Source organism: Roseimicrobium gellanilyticum (assembly GCF_003315205.1).
Lineage (GTDB): Bacteria > Verrucomicrobiota > Verrucomicrobiia > Verrucomicrobiales > Verrucomicrobiaceae > Roseimicrobium > Roseimicrobium gellanilyticum.
The window spans coordinates 275,063-296,570 of the sequence record NZ_QNRR01000005.1 but is presented as its reverse complement, the minus strand read 5'-3'; the positions used below and the strand labels follow the sequence as shown (position 1 = coordinate 296,570).

14 protein-coding genes are annotated in these 21,508 nt (G+C 59.4%); 3 read left to right on the top strand and 11 right to left on the bottom strand.

Annotation, left to right across the window (positions count from 1 at the left end):
• Positions 1 to 25 precede the first annotated feature (25 nt).
• From DES53_RS16045 to DES53_RS16025, 5 genes are all read right to left on the bottom strand, one after another.
• Positions 26 to 1,435 carry a right-handed parallel beta-helix repeat-containing protein gene (locus tag DES53_RS16045; protein WP_113959296.1) on the bottom strand — a complete coding sequence of 470 codons (1,410 nt, stop codon included), beginning with the start codon at positions 1,433 to 1,435 and terminating at the stop codon, positions 26 to 28.
• 65 nt (positions 1,436 to 1,500) lie between these two features.
• Positions 1,501 to 2,898 carry a sulfatase family protein gene (locus DES53_RS16040; RefSeq protein WP_113959295.1) on the bottom strand — a complete coding sequence of 466 codons (1,398 nt, stop codon included), beginning with the start codon at positions 2,896 to 2,898 and terminating at the stop codon, positions 1,501 to 1,503.
• Between the two features lie 33 nt (positions 2,899 to 2,931).
• Entirely contained in the window at positions 2,932 to 3,921 is a 990-nt protein-coding gene (locus DES53_RS16035) for a hypothetical protein (protein ID WP_113959294.1), read from the bottom strand.
• Positions 3,922 to 3,972: 51 nt separating this feature from the next.
• Complete coding sequence (locus DES53_RS16030) at positions 3,973 to 7,551, bottom strand: sulfatase-like hydrolase/transferase (RefSeq protein WP_113959293.1); 3,579 nt, start codon at positions 7,549 to 7,551, stop codon at positions 3,973 to 3,975.
• A 12-nt stretch (positions 7,552 to 7,563) separates the two neighbouring features.
• The gene (locus DES53_RS16025) at positions 7,564 to 8,811 is read right to left on the bottom strand and encodes a serine hydrolase domain-containing protein (protein WP_113959292.1); all 1,248 of its coding nucleotides are present in this window, start codon (positions 8,809 to 8,811) and stop codon (positions 7,564 to 7,566) included.
• A 137-nt stretch (positions 8,812 to 8,948) separates the two neighbouring features.
• Here DES53_RS16025 and DES53_RS16020 point away from each other — a divergent pair, with 137 nt between their 5' ends.
• Positions 8,949 to 9,767, top strand: coding sequence for an AraC family transcriptional regulator (locus DES53_RS16020; RefSeq protein WP_113959291.1), 819 nt, complete (start codon positions 8,949 to 8,951; stop codon positions 9,765 to 9,767).
• A gap of 19 nt (positions 9,768 to 9,786) precedes the next feature.
• Here the strand turns inward: DES53_RS16020 and DES53_RS33520 are convergent, their stop codons facing one another.
• Both DES53_RS33520 and DES53_RS16005 read right to left on the bottom strand, forming a co-directional pair.
• Entirely contained in the window at positions 9,787 to 10,800 is a 1,014-nt protein-coding gene (locus DES53_RS33520; protein WP_211325569.1) for an SRPBCC domain-containing protein, read from the bottom strand.
• 31 nt (positions 10,801 to 10,831) lie between these two features.
• On the bottom strand, positions 10,832 to 11,167 hold the full coding sequence (locus DES53_RS16005; RefSeq protein WP_113959290.1) for a metalloregulator ArsR/SmtB family transcription factor: 336 nt from the start codon (positions 11,165 to 11,167) through the stop codon (positions 10,832 to 10,834).
• 232 nt (positions 11,168 to 11,399) lie between these two features.
• Between DES53_RS16005 and DES53_RS16000 the strand changes: the two genes are divergently transcribed.
• Entirely contained in the window at positions 11,400 to 12,473 is a 1,074-nt protein-coding gene (locus DES53_RS16000) for a L,D-transpeptidase family protein (protein WP_113959289.1), read from the top strand.
• A 49-nt stretch (positions 12,474 to 12,522) separates the two neighbouring features.
• Here the strand turns inward: DES53_RS16000 and DES53_RS15995 are convergent, their stop codons facing one another.
• The 4 genes from DES53_RS15995 to DES53_RS15980 all read right to left on the bottom strand — a co-directional run bounded on the left by DES53_RS15995 (position 12,523) and on the right by DES53_RS15980 (position 20,281).
• Complete coding sequence (locus DES53_RS15995; RefSeq protein WP_147263438.1) at positions 12,523 to 15,093, bottom strand: hypothetical protein; 2,571 nt, start codon at positions 15,091 to 15,093, stop codon at positions 12,523 to 12,525.
• A 74-nt stretch (positions 15,094 to 15,167) separates the two neighbouring features.
• A complete protein-coding gene (locus DES53_RS15990; RefSeq protein WP_211325581.1) occupies positions 15,168 to 17,789 on the bottom strand; it encodes a DUF1592 domain-containing protein in 2,622 nt (873 codons plus the stop codon).
• A 44-nt stretch (positions 17,790 to 17,833) separates the two neighbouring features.
• Positions 17,834 to 19,105, bottom strand: coding sequence for a DUF1552 domain-containing protein (locus DES53_RS15985; protein WP_113959287.1), 1,272 nt, complete (start codon positions 19,103 to 19,105; stop codon positions 17,834 to 17,836).
• Between the two features lie 201 nt (positions 19,106 to 19,306).
• Positions 19,307 to 20,281: an alpha/beta hydrolase family protein gene (locus DES53_RS15980; protein WP_113959286.1), complete on the bottom strand. Its 975-nt coding sequence runs from the start codon at positions 20,279 to 20,281 to the stop codon at positions 19,307 to 19,309.
• Between the two features lie 153 nt (positions 20,282 to 20,434).
• On the opposite strand from DES53_RS15980, the gene DES53_RS15975 reads away from it, so the two are divergent.
• On the top strand, positions 20,435 to 21,400 hold the full coding sequence (locus DES53_RS15975; RefSeq protein ID WP_113959285.1) for an AraC family transcriptional regulator: 966 nt from the start codon (positions 20,435 to 20,437) through the stop codon (positions 21,398 to 21,400).
• Positions 21,401 to 21,508: the final 108 nt, after the last annotated feature.

The following is a 21,508-nucleotide window of genomic DNA, read 5'->3' as shown; positions in this document are numbered from 1 at the left end:
GACGAGTTCTTCTCTAGCGACCGTATTACGGAGGCAAATCCACGTTGCTAACACCTTTGCTACCGGGGTGCAGGATGTTGTTGCTGAAGTGCAGGCCCTGTGGCGGGTTCTTCCCATCCGTCTCAATGCGCACCGCATAGCTGTAGCGCGGGCCTTCCTTTTTTGGCACGCCATCAACAAGAGGTGAGTCCTTGCCGGAATCGTAGATCACATTCCCCTGGATGAGCACGTCCGTGAGCGGTGGATTCTGCGGTGTCTGGCCCTTGTCAAAACGCAGCGGATTGCAGGAGCCCGATTCCATCCACATCCATGAGGCGCTGCCATGGCCGAAATCCGAGATGATGTTGTTCGCGATGATGGATCCGCCATCCACGTTGGGAGCGAGCGCCGGACGGTCGGTGGTGGCTGGCTCTGCATGATGTGAGGCAGCTCCGGGCATCAAGCCGATGCTCCACAGGTCATTTTTGATGAACTGGTTTCCGATGATGAGCACATGGCGCGCACCGTGCATGGCCTTCATGCCGATGAAGGCATTGTTCACGATGTTGTTGGAAACAACGACCTGGTCGCAATGCAGATCGATGCCCTGCGCAGCATTCTCTATTTGGTTTCCGATGAGCTGGGTGCGCGCACTGATTTCTGGTCCAGTCACGATGATGCCGGAACCCTGATGCCAGTTGTTCACGTATTCCGCATTCCACACTTCAGGGTTCATCAGCTTGCCGCGCTCGGCATTCTTCTTGGTGAACTTCCCCAAGCCGTGCTTCTCCTTGAGCGCCTGCGTGGGCACGAACACATGCTCCACCACGCGGCAGTTCTGGATGAGGTTGCCCTCGCTGTTCACTACGGCAATGCCGGTGCCATCAATGCAGCGAAAGGCATAGCCGTAGTTCTCCGACTGTGTGCGGTCATCGATGCTGATGCGCATGTAGTTCTCCACCGCGCAGCCACGAATCTGAGTGGCCTTGCCATCCCTCACGCTGATGGAAGCCGCGGGGGATCTGTTGGCCATCACACGGACATTCTCCAGCAGCACGTCTTCGCATTGGTTGAGATAGACGCCCTCTGCGCGGCTCTCCTGCTTCCCCTCCGCACGCGTGAGAGTGATATCACGCAAGATGATGCGCTTTCGGCCATCTGCGCGAATCACGGGTTGCTCTGCATTCTCCTGGACGATGCGTCCATAACCATACAAGCCGCTGCCATCATGCTTGAGGGTGATGCGCTCGGACACCACGTGGTCTCCCTGGGGCAGGTAGACCATCTTGCCGGGATTCGCGTCGAGCGCTTCCTGGATCGATTTGTACTCCGCCACACTGGGGCTCTGCGCATGGAGCTCCAAACCACCGGACACCAGAAGCGCCCCAACGATCAGGCATCTGAAAGTGGAAAACAAAGAACCCGGGGACAAGTGAAGGGCAGGGAGTGAACTCATGGGGGCAGGCAGGCTGGCAGGCATTCACTAACGACGCACCCGTTCCCGGTCGTACAGTGTTCTCACTATTTCAGGTCGTCCGGCTGCTCAGGCTTCTGCCAGGGCACGGATCCACTCTTCTGGATCTGCTTCCGCAGCCCTGCATTCAAATCCCGCACGATGTCCTTTCGCTTCTCTGCCAGGTTTGTGGTCTCATACGGATCCTCTTTCAGATTGTAAAGTTCCAGCGCGCCAAATGGACTGTCCTGCAGGAGCTTCCAATAACCGCGCTGGAAAGCTTCGATGGTTTTACCACCATACATGGGGCCGCCTTCACGGCGCACGAAATACAGGTCGCGCGGTGTCTCCGGCTGTGACTCACCCACCATCGTGGGCAGGAAGCTGGCACCATCAATATCCTTCGGCACCGCAGCACCCGCAGCCTCCAGCACTGTGGGAAAGAGGTCCATCGTCAGCGCCGTCCGCGGAGTCTCGCTACCAGCCTTGATGCGTGCGGGCCAACGTGCACCAAAGGGCACGCGCAAGCCGCCTTCGTACATGTGCGTCTTGCCGCTGCGCCAGGGGCCGTTCTTCGCACCCACGGGTAAGCTGCCACCATTGTCCGAGCTGAGCGTGACCAGGGTGTTCTGCGACACGCCGGCTTTCTCAAGCGTGTCCAGTACGCGGCCAATGCCGGCATCCAGGTGCTCAATGAGCGCCACCAGTTTCATGCGCTTCTCATCCATGCCGGGCTCACGCGCTCTCACCTTCTCGAGCCACTCCGGCGGTGGCTGGATGGGATCATGTGGCGCATTGTACGCGAGATACAGAAAGAAGGGCTGCCCACTCTTGGCGCGCTCCGCAATGTAGTCGCAGGCCCAGTCCGTGAAGAGGTCCGTGGCATGCCCCTCGGGCGTGATGACCTCGCGGTTCTTCCGCAGCATGTTCACGTCATGGCGGAGGTGCTTCCAGTAGTCATCCATCATGTCTCCGAGGAAACCCTGGTAGAAGTCAAAGCCGCGGTCATTGGGAATGTTCGGCGAAGAGAGGCCCAGGTTCCATTTCCCAACCATGCCGGTGTGATAGCCCGCTGGCTTCAGCAGCTTGGGCAAGAGCACTGCGGAATGAGCCAGATAGCCCCAGTTGTTCCCGGGTTCCTCCTCACGCACGAGTCCCGGCACGCCAACCCGGTCGGGATAACAACCTGTAAGTAGCGATGCACGCGTGGGTGAACACACCGGGCTATTGGCCTTGAAGTTCTGGAACGTCATCCCCTCGTGGAAGATGCGATCCATGTTCGGTGTGCGGAGGTCCCTGGTTCCATACGCACTGTAGTCCGCGAGGCCCTGATCATCCGTGAGGATGATGACGAAGTTCGGCTTCGCGGTCAGTCCCGCCGCGAAGGTCGAGGCGGTTGAGCTGATGAACAGAAAGGCACAAAGCGACTTGGCCAGGGAGCGGATGCGTGAGGAAAAGCGGATCATGGCTCGTGCGTGCGAGGGTGGGCGTAGGAAAAACTATTCCGTCGGCTGTTGTTTCACGAATTTCCTCGCGAAGTCGCGCACCGAGCGCGTGAAGGTCCAGTCGGCTGAATCCGGCACCATCTTCGAAGGTGCGCCCACCCAGCTCTCAATGACGTAGTGGTCCGGCCTGCCATCCACGCTCACATAGTCATAGCCCTGCTGCATGATGGAAGTGTACCACGTACTGTCATCCGCGAGCCCACGATGCTGCATCGCGGGATAGCCGGAGGACCAGTAAATCAGAGCGAAGGGCAGCTTTCGTCCGCGGCAGTAGTGCTCCAGCCGCTTCAGGTCCCGCCAAGAGCCCTTCTGCTGTACGTTGAACCGGATCCAGTCCACATCCAGGCGGTAGAAGTCGAGGCCGCGCACCTTGCGTGCCGCCAGCTTCTTTTCCAGTCCCTCAATCCACTTCTGATGATCCTCCACGGAGATGGACGGATACGCCTCGATGTCGCCGATGAGGATGTTTGGGAAATGTTGTCGCACGAGGGCGATGTAGTTCGCAGTCTCTTCCAACGCGTATTCGTCTGACTCGTGGATCTTCTCCCGCGCACACACGAGCGGCTCATCCATGGCGATGGCATAGATGTTCCCACCCAAACGTTGCAACCGCTCCCAGATGGGCTTCTCCGCGTTAAAAGTCTTTTCGCCCGTGCGTCCCCATTCCTTCAACGCGCCGACTTCGAGAGCGAGCTTGATGTTCCATTGCTTGAGCATGCCGAACCACGTCTGCAATTCCTCGTCCTTGAAGTGACGCTGGAAGTTCAAATCCGTCTGGAAGAAGACGTCCACCACCTCCCGCGTGTCCTTCCATTCATCCGGACGCTCGAAGAGCTCACGAATCCATTTGCCTTTTTCACCTGCAGGCGGCGCCATCCATACCGTGGCACTTTGCTTTTCGGGTGGTGGAGCCTGCCCTTGAAGGACCGGCACGACAAAGAGAGCGATGGCCAACGAGGCCATGAGATGTCGGAAGCGAAACATGATTTGAGAAGCTGAACAAAGAACGTGTGAGAGGGGACTGAACCGTGGATATCAGCCCGCACCCCAAGGCGGAAGTTGCACGGGAGCGCTCCACGCAGGGACACCTGCCATCTTCATCGTGCGCGCCCACAGCTTGCCACCGGCGATCACGTAAAGTGTCTTGAAGTCCTTCCCACCGAACGCCACCGCACTCGCCTCACCACGATTTGGCAGCGGCAGGATGGCCCGCACACGACCGTTGCGGTCGAACACTTCCACGCCCATGCGCGTGGCCACGTACATCTGGCCCGCAGCATCCATCACCGCCTGCTTCGCACCACTGTCCGCCGCCCAATCCGGAATGTGGTACCAGTAGTAGCGCTGCTTCTCCTGCACCGATCCATCTTCCTGGATGCGACAGCTCACGCCCCACGGTGTCGAGGCCTCCGCCACCGCGAGCCACAGACCATCGGGCGAAAGCGTGACCGCAGATGGTTGGCGCAGACCGTGGTCGAGTTCCACCTTGGCACCGTCTGACTTGATGAGCGTGAGCGTCCCTGCCTTCGCGTCGGTCGCATAGATTCTTCCATCATGCGTGACCACGAAGTTGGTCGCAGCTACCCCTTCCGCCAGCACGGCTTCCTTTCCGTCCGCCTCCCGAACCATAAGCTTCTTGGCATTCGCATCGGCGAAGCGCAGTCGGCCATCCGCACCGAAGGCAAAACAACTCGTCTCCGCCTTCGTGCTGCCGAGTTCGCGCACGCCGCCTTCAGCGATCACCTGCATCAGCTTACTTTCTTTGGTGTTCACAAAGGCCACATTCCCCTGTGCATCTGTGGCAAGCGGTCCACCCGGTGACGCCACCTCCGCCACCGGCTTCCATTCCTCACCTTGCGCCAGGATGCTCTGCAGCACCTTATTGTCCGAAGTACCGCTGGTCACCGGCTGTGGCCAGCCTTTCCACAACCAACGCATCGCATCTGGGAATTCCATCGCAGCCTGTTTGCCGCTGTGTCGACCCGTGCCCCACACGTGCTCCACCTGATAGCCGGAGAACTTCAGCGCGCGCTCCATGGTCTGGTTGCTCATCCACCAGTCCCCTACCTCGGGGCCACCCATCCATTGATCGTGCTCGCCATCCTGTATGAAGATGCGAATCGGCTTCGGCTCTGTCTTGCGCACCAGCACGGGATAACCATCACCACCACGCATGCCCACATAGGTACCAATGGATGAAAACACCCGACGGAACGCATCGGGCCGCTCCCATGCCAGTGTGAAGGCGCCGATACCTCCTGTGCTACCACCCCCGGTGCAGCGATCATTGGGATCCTTTGAGAGGCGAATGGGCAGGCCATCTGGCGTCTGACGCTTCTCGATGTCTGGCAGCAGTTCTTCGAGGATGAACCGTGCAAAGTTGTCGTTCATGCCATCAAACTCATAGCTGCGATTGAACCGTGGATTCTGCCCCGCCTTCGTCGAGGCCACACTGCCGGGTGCCACTCCGATGGCAATCGTCACCGGCATCTCTCCGCTATGAATGAGATTGTCGAACACCTCCGGCACGCCAAAACCCAAGCCATCCAGCCCCACATACACACACGCCGGTTTATCTGCCTTATACTGCGCCGGCACATAGACCGTGATACCGCGCGAAGTGCCGGGGAAGATCTTTGAGGAATCAAAGGTGAACTGAAAACGCTTCCCCACAGGCACCTCCGGTTGCCTCCGCGAATCAGGGCCCGTCACATAGTCATCCCCATTGAAGGTCCACTCACGCACGAGCTTCTCACCCTTGTCACGCAAACGCAGGAACTCAACGCGCGTCTCGCCAGCTCCGGTGCCCGCATCCAGACGCAAGGAATACAGGGGCTGAGCCGCGGGGATGGCAATCGCGTAGTTGTGCCAGGCATCATCGTGCTCCAACGGGAATGAGGCCGATCGCTCCCGAGCGTACGGTTCCTTCTTGCTGGTGTTCCAGAAGATGCGCCCTTCACCTTTGCCATGGGCACGGATGCGCACGCCAAGCGTGAAAGGCCCCTGTCCGGACGGTAACTCCGTCGTGCTGAAGCTTGGGTTTCCTTCCGCCGTGATTACCAGTACGCCATTCCGCTTCGCGAGCGTGGCACCCTTCACGGGAATGAGATCTGGCAATTCCGGGTTGTAGTACGGATTCTTCCCCGGCACGAGCGCGTTGGTCTCGCGCAAATGCTTGCTCAACAAAACATCGAGCTCCTGCACTTTGGCATAAAGATCTACGGAGAGATCTCGCGCCTCACCCGGATCATCCTTGAGATTGTAAAGCTCGTAGCGATCATTCTGATCCGGCGCGGCGTTGAAGAGGCGAATGAGCTTCCAGTCGCCCTGCCGTACCCACGCACCGGGCACCGTCTTCACCACGTGGCCCGGAGGCGAGTAGTGCGGGAAGTAGCAGAAGGTGGTGTCTCTCGGTCCCTTCTTCCCCAGTAACGCGGGCACCTGGCTCACGCCATCGAGCCTCACTTCTGATTTCACCGGAATACCTGCCATCTCCAACAGCGTGGGATAGAAGTCCACGCTACTCAGCAAGGCGTCACTCTTGGCGCCTGCTTGCGTCTTGCCGGGCCACACCACCACGCACGGCTCGCGCGTACCGCCTTCATACAGCGTGCCCTTGCCGCCACGCAGAGGCGCATTGCTCGTGGGCGCGTAGTCCATGCCCGAGTTCTTCTTCATGTTCGGCTCGAACCAGTTCACTCCGCCATTATCTGAGAAGAAGACGATGATGGTCCGGTCCGCGATCTTCAGCTCATCGAGCGTATTCAGCAGTCGGCCCACGGCATCGTCGAGACTTTCCACCATCGCGGCATAGACAGGCTCACGCTGCAGGGCTTTCGCGTCAGACTTGCGGCGATACTTTTCCACCAAGTCCGGCTTCGCCTGCCAAGGGGAATGTACAGAGAAGGCCCAGTAGTTCAGATAGAAGGGCTCATCCTTGTGCTCGCGCATGAACTTGATGGCCTCTTGCGACATCAGGTCCTCCACGTGCTCACCTTCCTTCGCGGGCAGGCTGAAGTTCTTTCCTTTCCACGGAGCAAGGTATCCAGAAGGACCGGGACCAGACCAGTTCGGCACGTCCACATCGAAACCTTGACGCTTTGGATCATACGGTTCCAATCCCAGATGCCACTTGCCGAAGTGACCCGTCTTATAGCCATTTTCCTTCAACGCTTCTGCGAGTGTGAAATACTCCTGCTTCAGTCGCGTCGCCGTCTGCGTACTCAGAGAGGGTTGGTCCGGCGCGGAACGCTGATTCAGCGTGGCCTCCAGTCGCACGTCAGGCTCATGGCACGATGGCGTAGTGATGCCAATGCGCCCCGGATACATCCCGGTAAGAATGCTCGCACGCGTGGGTGAGCATGTCGGGTTCGCCGCATACGCCTGGCGAAAGGTCATGCCACGATCCGCCAACTTCTGGATGTTTGGCGTTTCGAAAAAGGTGGTCGTGCCATTGATAGCAGTGTCACTCCAGCCAAGGTCATCCGCGAGGATGAAAATGATGTTGGGTTTCTTCCCGGTAGCAGCAGGTTGTTGCGTCCATGAATGGCTGCTGAGCAAGCACCAACTCGTGCAGACGTAGAGGATCAGTGTCCGTGAGAGTGAGACTTTCATGAAATACTGGGATCACTTGTTCTTTCCAATCACTCCCGTGGCCGCCTTGAGGAAGCTCTGATGCATGCGTTTGTGCGCATCAGGGTCCATGTCAAAATTCTGGACCATCACGACCATTGCCAGGCCATTCTTCGGATCGACCCACATCACCGTCTTGCGCGCACCTTGATGGGTGTAGCTGCCCATGCCGGGAGGTTCTGCTCCCGCAAACTTCGCATACCATCCAATGCCGTAGCCGGTGTCCGGAGTCACTTTCACATCACCTGACTGCACACTGCTCATGGCCTTCACCGCATTCTCGGTGAGATAGCGCTTCCCATCAAAGGTGCCGCCATTCAGCAACATCTGGCAGAAACGTCCCATGTCCGTCGCAGTGGAGAAAAGCCCGCCCGCAGGCTCGCCATATTTGTTGGCATACTCGGAGAATTTACCGACGCCGAAGTTGTCGAACACACGCCTGGGCACCGTCGCCGTTTTGCTAAGCTTCGCGAACGTCTCGGCCGGGAGGTTCGCATCGAGCTTCACATCCTCCAGCGCCGTTTTATCTTTGTTGAGGCGGACAGAGCTAGCGAGGCGTGATGCCTGTTCCTCCGTGGGCCAGAAGGTGGTGTCCTTCATGCCGAGCGGTGTGAAGAGGCGCTGCTGTAGAAACTCGGGATACGGCATCCCACTCACCACTTCCACGATGCGCCCTGCGGCATTGATGCCCACGTTGTTGTACTCAAACTTGGTGCCCGGTTCGCGAATCAGTGGGAACTGCGCACTCTGCTTCACCTTCTCCTCCAGGGTCGGCACGTATTTCAATCGTGGATCACGTGCCGTGAGCAGGCCGCTGGTGTGGGTCATCACCTCCCGGATGGTGATGGGATGCTTCGGCGGATGCAGCGGACCACCTTCGCGCTCCTGCACTTGTTGTCCCTTGAACTCTGGCAGGTATTTCTCCACCGGATCATCCAGGCTGATCTTGCCTTCATCCACCAGCATCATCACCGCCACACCAGTCACGGACTTGGTCATGGAGGCAATCCAGAAGACCGCGTCATTCTTCATCGGCTCCTTGGTGGCGAGGCTGGCATAGCCCGCACTCTCCAGCGCCAGCACCTTGTCCTTGTCTGCCACCAGCATGACTGCGCCGGCGATCTTGCCTTCGTCCACCAGCGGTTTCAGTGCCGCGGCCAGCGGACCGGAGGTCGGTGTCTCTGCCACGATCGCCACGGACGTGAACAGCAAGGCCAAGAACATCAGGAAGCGTATTTTCATGGAAGAGGCAGCGCGGGCTGGATGGCTGCGGACCCCATGCTCTCTATTCGAGAACACAGGCTGCGGGATGGCTAGAACGACGCGGTTGACGTCATGTTGCCAGCAGGATTGATTATGGGCTGACGACGACAGATCCTATGCCAAATGCGACACGTAATCCCGGTCGAAGCCTGCACGGCAAGACACGCTCCGCGGCGGAACTCCGGCGTCAGCTCGATGGCCGGGACAGCTGGCTGCAGGAGATTGCACCCACCAGCCTCTTCCACACGCTCTTCGACAGCCTGCCGGGATTGCATTTTTTCGCGAAGAACCAGCGCGGTGAGATCATGTTCCTGAGCCGCAGCATTCGTGAACGTTACGGTCTTCGTGATGATGCCAGTACGGTGGGACTCACGGACTTCGACATCAATCCGCACGGCATGGCGGAGAGTTATGTGAGCGACGATGCCCGCATCTACTCCACCGGAGAGCCGATGAGCGACCGCGTCGAGCTATGGTGGGATGCGCAGGGCGTGCCGAACTGGTACGTGGTGACGAAGCTGCCCATCTGGTCACGCCGTGGGCGCATCATCGGCGTGATGGGTGTCATCCAGGAGTATGAGGGGCACGCCCGCTTTGACACCCCCTGGCGTGAGATTGCAGCATCCGTGAAATTCATCCGCCAGCACTTCCGCAAACAGGTAAGCATCGCTGCGCTTGCCAGGCAGGCGGGGCTTTCCATCCGCCAGCTTCAACGGCGCTTTCGTGCCGTCCTTCGTCTTACACCGCAGGAGTTTCTCATCAAGACACGGGTGCTTGCAGCGTGCCGGGCGCTTCGCGAAAGCGATGCCTCGCTGTCAGACATCGCCTCCGCATGTGGCTTCTACGACCAGAGCTCTTTCACAGAGCACTTCCGGCGGCACGCTGGGCAGACACCCCTGGCGTATCGCCGGCAGATTTTGCGCTGTGCGACATGAGCGTGGCGCGTGATGACCTTCAGCTGGCAGCAGCAACAGTCTCCTTCAGCTTCCTTTGATAAAAGGCCTCCAGGCGATTGTGCGCTGCCCACAAGGGAGAAGGCGTGGAACCGGACAAGCGTGCAAAGAGCATCGCGGTGTGCAGGTGCCAGCCGGAACTCACGTCGGTGCGCTCCGCATCCGAATTGAGCTTCCGGTGGGTGAGCGTCAGTTGCACGTCGTCGCCTTGAGGTTCGAGCTCGAAGATCACTTCAGACGTTTCTTCGGGCTTTTCGCCCTCCCAGGTGATGCCAAGCTTTCTTGGAGGATCATACGCGACCACTTCTCCAGCCATCGTCACTCCGGGGTCATGCACAGCGCGGTATTTGTCCGGAGGTGTTTCGTCCGGCGAGAGATTCGCATGGCGGAAATGCAGATTCACGCGACCGCCGAGGCGCGGCTCAATGGTGCCATCCGTGAACCAGGTCTTGCGCTTGTCACCTTCCATCAGGTAGGACCACACACGCTCCACCGGTCCGGGCAGCAACCGCACCACACGCGCCACATCTGAACCGATGTGCTGCACCGGCTGTCGATTCACCACCGCATAACGCTCTCCCAGGCTCGCGGCGAGCCCCTCGACGATGACAGTCCAGCCATCTTGCGAACGCGGGGCGAAATGCACCCAGTCGGGATGCACATCCTGTGTCAGGGTCAGTTCACAACTGTCTCCCTGGGGCACAATCTCCACTGTCACCTTCGTGAATTCCTTGGAGTACTTCGGCACACCGAAGGTGAAGACAAGACGTCGCGGACGATCGATCTCCAGATATTCACCCGCATGCTCCACATCCTCCCCATCACGACGGTCTGTGAAGGTGAACTTACCCCCCACCCGCGCGTCCACTTCTGCACGCACCATGGTTCCGGAGGGTGTGGAAAAGAGCCACTGCGAGGCAAGGTGGGGATCAAGCCATGCATCAAACACGCGCTCGGCAGGGAAGGAAATGCGCCTGACAACGCGCACGAAAGGATAGGTGGGATCTTGTTTCATGGTGAGTAGGGAGTTCTAAAGCCAGGCGGGCTCACTTCTTTTTCGCACTGGGTTTCTTCTTCTTTTCGTCTTCAGCCCGGAGCGTCTGCTCCAGTACATCCAGGCGGTTTTCCCAGAAGCGCTTCGTCTTTGCGATCCACGCCTCCATTTCCGAGAATCCACCCTGATCCAGCGAGTGGATGCGGCGCTGGCCATCCGCGCGCACGTTCACGAGGCCTGCCTCCCGTAGCATCTTGAGATGCTGCGAGATGGCGGGAGCCGTCATGTCGAACCGCGCCACAATCTCACCCGCGGTGCGCTCCCCCTCCGCCAGCATCTCGACAATGCGACGCCGGGTTGGATCTGCGAGCGCGGTGAAAGCGAGCATGCCAATATAATGAAGTCACCACTTAATTAAGCAACAACTTAAATAAAGAATTTGTCGCCCAGCGCAAATTGCCCGGAGCAGATTACGGACGGAGGCTTGCCGCTGCATCCCCGCTCTTCGTGATAGCAAACAAGACCACACGCGCTTTCGCAATCGTACCTCTGTGGGGCGCACTTTTTGCATACGGAATTCCTCGGTGTCACAAAGTTTCCGCTCCGCACAAAAGTCCCCGATGAAAGGCATCTCCTTCGTACTCCCGGCAGTTCTGGTCTTTGCCACGACCACGGCTTTTGCCATGCTCCCCGACCCGCTGCCGAAGGCGCCGGAGCCCATCGATGCCGTGCTGCGACTTCAGATCTTCCTGGATGGAAAACTTTTTGGTCCCGGAAAACTGGATGGCCGGCCGGGTGAATTCACCACGAAGGCCCTGAATCGGTATCAGCGTGCGCAGGGCTTCGCCGAGACGCCTCTGGAAGGACACACCTTGGATCTCTCCAACATCACGCAGCTCTACACCACCTACACCATCAAGGAGGAGGATCTGAAGTTCGTGGGGGATCTGCCCAGCCAGCCTTCCGCCCAGAGCAAGAAGAAGTACCTGCCATACGACTCGCTTCTGGAGTTCCTCACGGAGCGCTTCCACTGCGCACCAGAGCTGCTGGAGTTCATCAATCTCCCGATGAAGATGAGCAGGCTCAAACCGGGCGACACCGTGCGCGTGCCGAATGTGGAGCCTTTCTTGATTGAAGAGCTTACTCCCATCGCCAGCCTGCCGGAGAATCCCGACTACCTCGCGCGAGTCATCAAAATCGATACCCGCGAAAAGATTCTCGACCTCTACGACGGTGAGAAAATCCTCGCCAGCCTGCCCATCACGCCTGGCAGTGGCTATCTTGCAACGCCACCCGGCACCTGGCGCATCGTCGGCATCACCCAGATGCCCACCTTTCGCTGGGACAAGAGTGTTTTGGACTACGGCGTACGCAGCGAGAACTACTACAACCTGCCAATCGGCCCGAACAATCCCGTGGGAGTGATGTGGATTGGACTCAGCAAACCCGGCATCGGTGTGCACGGCACGAATCAGCCACAGACCATCGGCCGCAGCGCCAGCCACGGCTGCATGCGCACGGCGAACTGGGATGTGGTGCGGCTCACCAAAATGATCACCAAGGGCATGACCGTGGTCATTGAAGGACCGAAGCCCACACCACGCCCGGTGTACGTCGAGCGCAGCACGCCACAGCCGCCTCCCCCACCCCCGCCGCAGCGGCGTCGTGGTCTCTTCGACTGGCTGTTCAAGTGAGCGGGAAAGTCTCCTGCGGGGATTCACCGTCCATCTGCCGCAGGTGTCACTACCTGCGGTAGCTATTCATCCCGCATCCAAATCGTCTGTCTGGGACCGTAGCCGCGACTTCGCGATATTGCGTTCCATCCCAGATGATCAATGCCAGCGGCGTGCTGCCCGGTTGCAGGCACCGGACGACGTCATACTGGGGGAAGGTCTCCACCAGCACTCCGTCGAGCGCCACGATGACGTCCCCCACCTTCAGCTTCCACTGCCGGGTATGGTATGACTCTCCGGTGAACGCAACTCCCTTCTCCGGTACTGTGTTGAAGTCTGCCATGGTCACTTTGCGCATGCCCGAGGGAAATTGAACTCCCATCATCCGCTCATACAGTTGGGCCATCGCAGGATCGTGTTCCTTTCTCCGGGACGCGAACTGGAGAAGGCCACCGGGTGCATTGTAGCGCTCCGTGCTGGCCTCATAGTAGGCTCGGGCTTCCTCCCACTTTTCCATGCGCTCCATGAGCTTGGCCGCCGTTTCCAACCCACGTGCGGAATAGACCTCCGCGGCATGCGCAGCGATCTTCAAAGCATCGTCCTTGCGCCCCTGGTCGAAGTAGTAGTTCACAATCCAGTCTGAGCTGTTGGACATGGCAACGCGGTCAGAAGCCTTGTCGAACGCCGCCTGGTACGCGACGGCCGCCTCCTCCTTGTGGCCTGCATCAGCCAGTATCTTCGCCACCGTGAGGTACTCGTCCGGATCAAGCGCACACACGAGATTCATGGCAGACGCGAAGGCCTTGGGATCATTCCTCACGCACGAGGCAATCTTGCGCATGGCATGAACATTGAATTCAGAGACGCTCTTGAATGCCTGTGTGTCACGCTCAAAAGGTGGCAGCGTGCCGGGGTTGCCGGCTATGTGGCTGCGGAGAATGTCATAGTCATAAGGCGCCTGCGTGAGCATCCGCTTCCAGAAGCTGTGATAGTCCTTCCCGCCGGGTGGTAGGGCTGGAAGACGCAACGCTTGCATGCGATGATCAAAATCGAAGGCCGTGCCTTCAGGCATGGACGGCTGGAACCAACCATGCGCCGGTGGAGGAGGCTCGGGCATGAACTGTTTTGCGCTCGAAGCAAGGAGGGCCCAGTTCGCCGAGGAAACGAGATGCGGTTGCTCCCTGCACAACGCTGTGGCCTTGCGCATGGCATCTGCGAGGACAGGTTCGGGGAGGAACTGCCCGGCGCCTCCACTCATCATTCGCCGGACCAAAAGAGGATACAGGCGCAGATGGGAGAACTGGGCGTGGATGACCTGCTCCAAAGCGATCGCCTGATCTGGCACTCCCCAAAGGCTGTGCAAAAAGTGGTCCGTGCGATCCAGTGCCCAGCAAATGTGTCGCTGGTGAAAGGCAGCAATGTGCCCCCAACCCAGTACCGTCAGTTCGTATCCGCTGGCGGATCTCGCGACGGAACGGGTCACCGGTTCATTCAAAAATGACAGGAGCTCTTCACCTTTGGGAGCACGACCGTCCCAAGCTTGCGAAGCGGCCCCAAAGTCAGCGACCTCGAGACTCATGCTTGGTTTGACGAAGACATGCCCCTGCTCCACGCCAAATTCCGTATTCATGGTAGCGCGGCTCCAGTCAGGCGCTGAGTTCTGCGGCAGGTGTTTCCTGAGAAACGCCTGCAGGGGTGCAGGGCTCACTGCCTGGGAGATGACACGCGCCCACGTGAGCTGCTCCAGAAACGTAGCCTTCTCGGGGTTCTGGCAAATGCGCCAATCCCCGGTGTTTCGCATCTTGAGCGCGGTAACCCATGGATCGAGCCCCGCTGGCAGTTTTGCAACGCGCTCCAGTGCCTCCGCCTGCCGGGTCGCAAGAGTGAGTTGGACCGCTTCCGCCAGCTTCCCGCACGTGCCCGGCTCAGGACGGAGAGCCCGGGCCAGGGTCAGATGGGCAGCCATCCGGCACAGTGCTGGGCGCACATCCGTGAATGCCCCCGCAGCCTCACGTAGCGCCAAGGTGCCAATCACCAGAGCTGCCTGCTCGTGAAGTTCAGGATCGAGAGGCCGCTTGGTCAACAGGCGTGAAACGCGTCGCTCCTCTTTCGCGATGACAGGCGAAGTGGGATCCGTCAGTTGCATGGCCAGCGCGACGCCATCCGCGTCCGGGGTAGCGCTGCTGCTGTCGGGAGGCGGCTCGGACAGCCATGCCTTGAGCACCGCAGCGGCCCATGGAAGGTGATCCGCTGGAGACCAAACGTGGTGCTTCAACGTAACGGTCTGGGTGACCGCCCCTTTGGGTCCGGTGGCAGTAACCTCGTAGGCATCCCCATACGTTTTCCGACGGACGGTAAGTTCCACTCCGTGGGAGAAGTCCGCGTTGGAATCCGAGGCAAACAGAACGATTTCCGCAATGTCCCGCGTCACCTCGTCCACCATCCAGCGTCCTTCTGTGGGTCCAAGGGGATCGATCGGCGCAGGAGCACTTTCCTTCGCAGAAGAGGAGTTGTTCAAACCAAACTTCTCCAGATACTTCTCCACCACGCCATCAGGTCCGCGATAACCCTGGGTCCACATATAGGCGCCCACTCCAACAACCGCCACCAAAGGCACCACCAGGTATTTAGCCAAACTCATGAAAAACTTTAACGGTGCCGCGCGCCTATGTCAGATGAGCGTTTCTTCACATTGGCTGACGCCGACCCACCTGCCTACCTTGAGCGAAAGGTCTCACTCGTCAGACATTCCACGAGAATGGTGCGCAGGCCGAGGCCCTGCTTCTTGGCCTTTTCGTGGATATCCTGGATCACGAAGTCATCCGTGGATTCCATGAGGCGACCAGTGCTGTAGGCGAGGATCTCACCGATGAGATGGCGGATGAAGAGATCCTCCCGGGTCTCCTGCAGGATCTTCTTGAAGCCCGTGACGTCCGTATAGGTCTCGCCGGAAGGGAACTCTCCGGTAGTATCAATGGGCGGCGCCACGGCGTCCTTCTTCTTCGGCTTGGGATACGTGCTGCGCCAGTGTCCGATGGGATCATAGGCCTCCAGGCTGAAGCCAAGCGGATCGATCTTGTGATGGCACTCCGCACACGTCTTGTCCGTGCTGTGCTTCGCCAGACGCTCGCGGATGGTCGTTGCCCCGGACACGTCAGGCTCAATGGCGGGCACTTCATCCGGTGGCGGCGGTGGATGGATGCCAAGGATGTTTTCACTGACCCACACACCACGCGTGACGGGCGAGGTCTCCACGCCATTGGCGCTTACTGTGAGGATGCCGGCCATGCCCATGAGACCACCGCGACGCTTGTTGCCTTGCAGGCTGACCTTCCTGAAGCCATCGGCAAGGCGCAGTGTTTTCGCTTCGGGCAGGTCGTAGAGCTTGGCGAGCTTCTTATCCACGAAGGTGTAGTCCGAACTGATAAACTGGCTGGCCGAGCCATTATTCTTGAGCAGGTCACGGAAGAAGAGGCTGACTTCCGTCTTCATGGAGGCGGGCAGATCCTCCGCGTAGTACGCACGGTTCGTCTCACGCGGCGGCGGCTGGCTGCCGAGGTCGCGCAGGCTCAACCAGCTATCGAGGAAGCCATTGACGAAGCCTGTGCTCTTCTCATCCGACAGCATACGCTGGATCTGTTTTTTCAACTCCTCATCCTGGGTAAGCTGGCCCGATTTGGCAGCGTCCAGCAAGGCGCGATCCGGAGGCGCGGCCCACAGGGCAAAGGAAAGGCGGGAAGCGAGGTCGTAGGGATTCAGCGCCTTCGACGACTCATCGGTAATCTCGCTGAGGTAGAGAAACGAGGGCGAGCACAGGATGAGCTTCACCACGTCCAGTGCAGCCTGTCGGGGTGCGGCCTTTTCACCCACGCGCTTTTCATAGAGTCCACGCAGCGGCTGACGGTCACTGTCGGTCAAGGGACGACGATAGGCCTTCTCTGCAAAGGCGAAAAGCTGCTCCACCGCACGGTCTTCCTTGAAGCCTTCGCTGCCGAAGACCGCGGCTTCCTCCACGCTGCCAGCTTTCTCCTTCACCGGTCCCTTGACCTTCACCTCGCTGATGCGGATGTGCGGCAGCTTGCCTTCGCGAAGGATATGGGCGCGGCCCACAAGAGAGGTGGGGATCTTTTCCTTGAACTCGTCTTTGTACTTCTGGTTGATCGAGATCACTGAGGCACGGGATTCATACGGGCCGTTGGGGAAGATGAACCGTGGCGTCTGCCCTGCCTCCAGCCACACTCGAAAATAGAGGCGCGTCGGTTTGTCATCCGGCACTGTCTTCGTCGCGAGCACGGGCTCAATGGCCTGGGGATAGTGAATGTGTCCCTTGGTCACATCTCCGGGCACAATGCCGAGGATGAATGGCTCCGAAAAATCGATGCCAAAAATCGCGGGATCATAGTGCGTGTCCCGGTGCTTGGCCTGCGCCTCCACTTCGATGTCGTACATGCCGGAAACCGGCACGCCGTTCAGGAAGTCCTCAATGTGCCCGTAGCCGCCCTGACGCGTGTCGGTGTTGGGCTGCTCGTAGAGATTGAGGAAGCCAAAGTTGAAGGCGTCCTTGTGCGAGCCCTGTAGTTCCTCGTACTGGACGAAGTGGCCATTGAAACGCCACTGCTGCGGCTCCGTCACAGGCTTGCCAATGCGGGTCTCTACCAGGCGGTTCGCGGCCTGGAAGTACTGGTCCACGAGGAAGCCTGAAGTCACCAGCGTCTTGCCAATGGTATCGATGTGCTGGCTGGTCTTCTCCTTCGGGAAATCTGCGGTCAGTCCAAGGGTGTCCACGCGCCGGCCAAAGAGCGTCGCGAGAGTGTTCTCATACTCACGGCTGGAAAGCCGCCGCATCACGGTGCGGGACCCAGAGCTGTCCAGCTTGGTGCGTGCGGCCACCACGCCTTCGCGCAGCGCCCGCAAGACCGCGAGCCGCTCCTCATCAGAAGGCTGGTCCGCCTTCTTCGGCGGCATCTCTTTCAGTGTGATCTGGTCGATGATGTCCTTGGCCGAGATCAGGTCGGCGACAGACTTCAACGGCAAGGAAAAGGTCTCAAACTCCCGGTCACCCTTCTGCATGCCAGAGTCATGGCACTCCAGACAATACTTGCCCAAGAAGTGATTTACTTCCTGTGGTGCCGGCAAAGCGACATGCGGCTTGGGCGCTGGTGCCGCAGCAGGAGTGGGTGCGGTGGCGGTGGGAGTCTGAAGTGGGGCCGCAGGCTTGGGAGCAGGTGCAGGCGCAGCCGCCGCGGCTTCCGGTTTTGCCTGAATCTTCGGCTGCGGTTCGGGAGACGAAGCCGGTGGCTTCGCGTCCCCTTGCGCACTGGCGCCGCAGAACGACATCGCCGAGACACCGGCGATGATGCAGAGGTGATGAAGCACGCGCATCAGGCGAAACGGCCGGTGCTGCTGCCGAAGCGGTCGGTTTCCACGCCCATCTTTTGCGCGATATCCACGAAGAGATTGCAGAGCGGCACCTTGTTGGGGCCTTCACGCGACACCTGGCGGTACTCGCCATGCTTGTAGCCACCACCCGCGAGGATGATGGGCAGGTCCGAGTTCTTGTGCGAGTTGCCATCGCCCATGCCGCTGCCAAAGAGCACCGTGGTGGAGTCCAGGAGGGTGCGGTCGCCGTCGTTCAACTTGGACAGGCGGGTGACGAATTTGCCGAAGTGCTCGATCTGGTACTTCTCCAGCGTGATGAGAGCAGCAATCGATTCCGGGTCATTGCCGTGGTGCGACAGGCCGTGATAGTCCTTCTTGATGCCCAGGTGCTGCGGCATGAAGTCGCCGCCGATTTCCAGCGTAGCGATACGCGTGCTGTCTGACTGCAGCGCGAGCGCGATGAGCTCGTACAGCAGCGGCAGGTCTTCCACGGCGTTGCGGTTCGCCGGCTTGTCAAAAGGCGCGGCGGGCTTGGGCTGGGTGGTCCAGCGCTTCCGGAGCTCGAGGCGCTTCTCCACGTCGCGCACGGAGGTGAGGTACTCGTCGAGCTTGTCCTTGTCCTCCTTGTTCACCTGGCGGGAGAGGCGGTTCGCCTCTTCTCGCACGGAGTCCAGAATGGAGGACTGCACCTGATTCTCCTGCACGCGGCGGTTTTGGCGTTCCGTCGACTCGCTGACAAAGAGTTTCTCAAACAGTTCCGCCGGGTTCGTGACAGGCGGCACGCGCACGCCCGACTTCGTCCAGGCGATCTGGCAGCCCCCATGGATGCCGCCTTCAGAGCCCACGGTCAGCGAGGGGAAGCGTGTCTCAAAGCCCACCTCTTCCGCGAGGTACTGGTCGATGGTCACATTGCCATCAGGGCGATTCTGCGCCTCGGAATTCAGCACGCCCGAGAGGAAGGAGTGCACCGCGAAGTGCCCGCCCTTCACGCCGTGATCCAGACCACGGTAGACCGTCATCTGGCTGCGATTGTCCCAAACGGGCTCCAGCAACGTGGTCTTCTCGTACGCATTGCCCGTGGTGGTGGGGAAAAGCTGCTTCACCTGAAACCCGAGCAAGTTGCCAATCGCCACGAACCGGCGTGCACCCATGCCCGCGCCTTTCGCCAGTTGGACAGCAGCCGTGCCTCCCACCGCTTCAGCCTTGAGCGAAGTGAGACCCGGCAACGCGAGCGTGGCACCGAGGGATTGGAGAATGAAACGGCGGCGATTCATGGGGGAATTCAGGGGTAAGAGTAATCGGCCTGAAACCCCAGTCCATTGCAAGAAAGTAGGCCCAGCAGGGGGCAATCGGGCGGTTTGCACTGCTTCGAGGCAGCATCGGCCGGAGTTACCCCCAGCTCCACGATGCTGTCCGAAGGCAGCGTTGGAGTTGGCTCCCCTCTGGCTACCAGGTGCACGGCCCGGCCAATCCGCTCAATTCATGTACTTGCCGAGGAACGACAGCACCTTCTCGGGATATCTCCCGAACCAGTTGTAGCCGTCTTCGAAGCGCTTGGTCGTACCCTCGATCCAGTACAGTTCCTTGTCCGTGCTGGCCAGCAGGTCGAAGGTTCTCTGCGCGTCGCCCGGATTCTTGATCACCGCGTCCTGGAGCACCTGCCACATCAGAATCGGCAGCTTGACGTTCGGTGCCCAAAGCGCCCCAGACATGTCGGCCGCAGGAAATCCACCAAGCTTCAACAACTCCAGGTCGATCAATTCCTGATATTGCCCAATCCCCTGCTTCTCGGAGAGATTCTCGAATACGGACGTCATGTTGGGCACCAGAGGGCTGCAGAGACACAGGACGTTCTCGAACAGCTCTGGACGCTTGGTGATCGCCGCGTATTGCGAGACACCGCCCAGGCACTGACTGTACAGCGCCACCTTCATCTGGCTCAGGCGCGGGTGGGCATCGACGTACTTCTTGACCCCCACGCAGTCGCGCCATTCCCATTGGCCCACACCGCAGACTCCGCCGTTGGCCGCCCCGCTTGCGCCATGGTTGCGGAAGTCATAGGTCAGCACGTTGTAGCCGGCATCCGTGAGGTGCTTGTACTGGATGACGAAATCAATTTCCACAGGCTCGATGAAATTGCTCCACGGCGGGCCCATGTGACCGGGATAGCCGGCGCGGCACATCGGGAGGGCGTGGTTGAAGATGACGAGCTTGTTGCTCTCGCCGCCCCTGGCCGGGATATACCAGGCTTCGAGCGGTGTGCCGTCGTCCGAGGGGATGGACAATTCGCTCCAGCCCTGGATACCGTATTCGTCGGGGGTCTTGAAGATGAAGCTCCGTGGCATCTTGACCATGCCGGCGAGCGCTTTGACCTTGGCATGGTCTTCTGGGGAGATGGCCTTGAGTTGTTCGAGGGCCTTGTTCAGGCGTTCCTTGGATATTCTGCTCATGATTCGACTCTCCTTTGGTTCGTTGGTTTGAAGCCTACATGACAGCACTCGAAAACGGGTAGGCCGATCCTGTCGGATTCTTGCCCAATTGTCCGGCTCGCCGGAATCCGGTTGACGTGCGGATGGCTGACCTCAAGTTCATGTAATCACGACATGAGCACGCGGAAACCAAAGGCACCCGATACGACCAGCCACGCCCCGGCGAGACGGACGTCGGAGACGTCGCTGGTGGATCGCCTGCTGGATCGCATTCGCGGACAGGGAAGATTCGACACCGGAATTCCTCATCTGACATTCTACCGCTTCGACGGGCCGACAAGCCCGTCCGGCTACCTGCTTGAACCAAGCATCTGCATGATCTTCCAGGGCTCGAAAAAGGTGCTCTTGGGAGAGCAAAGCCACACGTTTGACGGGAGCCGCTTTTTTGTCACCTCCGTTGACCTGCCAGTGATCGCGGAAGTCCTGGAGGCCAGCCCCAAGCAGCCCTACCTGGGCATGGTGCTCACATTGGACCGGATGGAGATTGCGCGGCTAGTCATGGAAAGCTCGTTGCCACATGCCAAGAACAGCATGGCGGGTGAAGTCATCGAATTGGGAGAAGTCTCCAGGCAGTTGTTGAGCGCTGTGATGAGGATGCTCGAATTGCTGGAAGAGCCCGAGTTCATTCCGTTGCTGTCGCCTTTGATTCAGAGGGAAATCTATCTCCGGCTCCTGATGTCCGAGTGCGGGCCCAAGATTCGACAGATTGCCGTTGGTGGCAGTCCCACGCATCAGATATCGCGGGCCATTGGCTGGATCAAAAGCAACCTCAACAAACGCCTCAGAGTGGAGGACCTCGCCAGTCTGGCAGGCATGAGCGTTTCGACACTGCATCATCACTTCCGCTCTTTGACCTCACTCAGTCCTTTGCAGTTCCAGAAGCAACTGAGGTTGAGCAGAGCCCGGTTGCTCATGGTTGATGAACATCTCGATGCCTCTACCGCCGCTTTCGAGGTCGGCTATGAAAGCCCATCGCAGTTCAGCCGCGAATACGGCCGTATGTTTGGGGCTCCGCCTCTGAGAGACATCAAGGAACTCGCAAGACAGTCGTCCCGTATCGGAAAGCCGCAGTATCCGTGACGACGCCCTACATCGCCTTGATGCAGCGGTAGCTCTCGGCTGACTCATCCCGTCCACCTGGCCGGTCTCAAAAACCCCTTGCCAGTCTCAATTCCCCGTGACACCTTA

Coding starts and splice junctions, on each gene's coding strand:
- DES53_RS16045 (WP_113959296.1), bottom strand. CDS start 1,435: ATGAGTTCACTCCCTGCCCTTCACTTGTCCCCGGGTTCTTTGTTTTCC.
- DES53_RS16040 (WP_113959295.1), bottom strand. CDS start 2,898: ATGATCCGCTTTTCCTCACGCATCCGCTCCCTGGCCAAGTCGCTTTGT.
- DES53_RS16035 (WP_113959294.1), bottom strand. CDS start 3,921: ATGTTTCGCTTCCGACATCTCATGGCCTCGTTGGCCATCGCTCTCTTT.
- DES53_RS16030 (WP_113959293.1), bottom strand. CDS start 7,551: ATGAAAGTCTCACTCTCACGGACACTGATCCTCTACGTCTGCACGAGT.
- DES53_RS16025 (WP_113959292.1), bottom strand. CDS start 8,811: ATGAAAATACGCTTCCTGATGTTCTTGGCCTTGCTGTTCACGTCCGTG.
- DES53_RS16020 (WP_113959291.1), top strand. CDS start 8,949: ATGCCAAATGCGACACGTAATCCCGGTCGAAGCCTGCACGGCAAGACA.
- DES53_RS33520 (WP_211325569.1), bottom strand. CDS start 10,800: ATGAAACAAGATCCCACCTATCCTTTCGTGCGCGTTGTCAGGCGCATT.
- DES53_RS16005 (WP_113959290.1), bottom strand. CDS start 11,167: ATGCTCGCTTTCACCGCGCTCGCAGATCCAACCCGGCGTCGCATTGTC.
- DES53_RS16000 (WP_113959289.1), top strand. CDS start 11,400: ATGAAAGGCATCTCCTTCGTACTCCCGGCAGTTCTGGTCTTTGCCACG.
- DES53_RS15995 (WP_147263438.1), bottom strand. CDS start 15,093: ATGAGTTTGGCTAAATACCTGGTGGTGCCTTTGGTGGCGGTTGTTGGA.
- DES53_RS15990 (WP_211325581.1), bottom strand. CDS start 17,789: ATGTCGTTCTGCGGCGCCAGTGCGCAAGGGGACGCGAAGCCACCGGCT.
- DES53_RS15985 (WP_113959287.1), bottom strand. CDS start 19,105: ATGAATCGCCGCCGTTTCATTCTCCAATCCCTCGGTGCCACGCTCGCG.
- DES53_RS15980 (WP_113959286.1), bottom strand. CDS start 20,281: ATGAGCAGAATATCCAAGGAACGCCTGAACAAGGCCCTCGAACAACTC.
- DES53_RS15975 (WP_113959285.1), top strand. CDS start 20,435: ATGAGCACGCGGAAACCAAAGGCACCCGATACGACCAGCCACGCCCCG.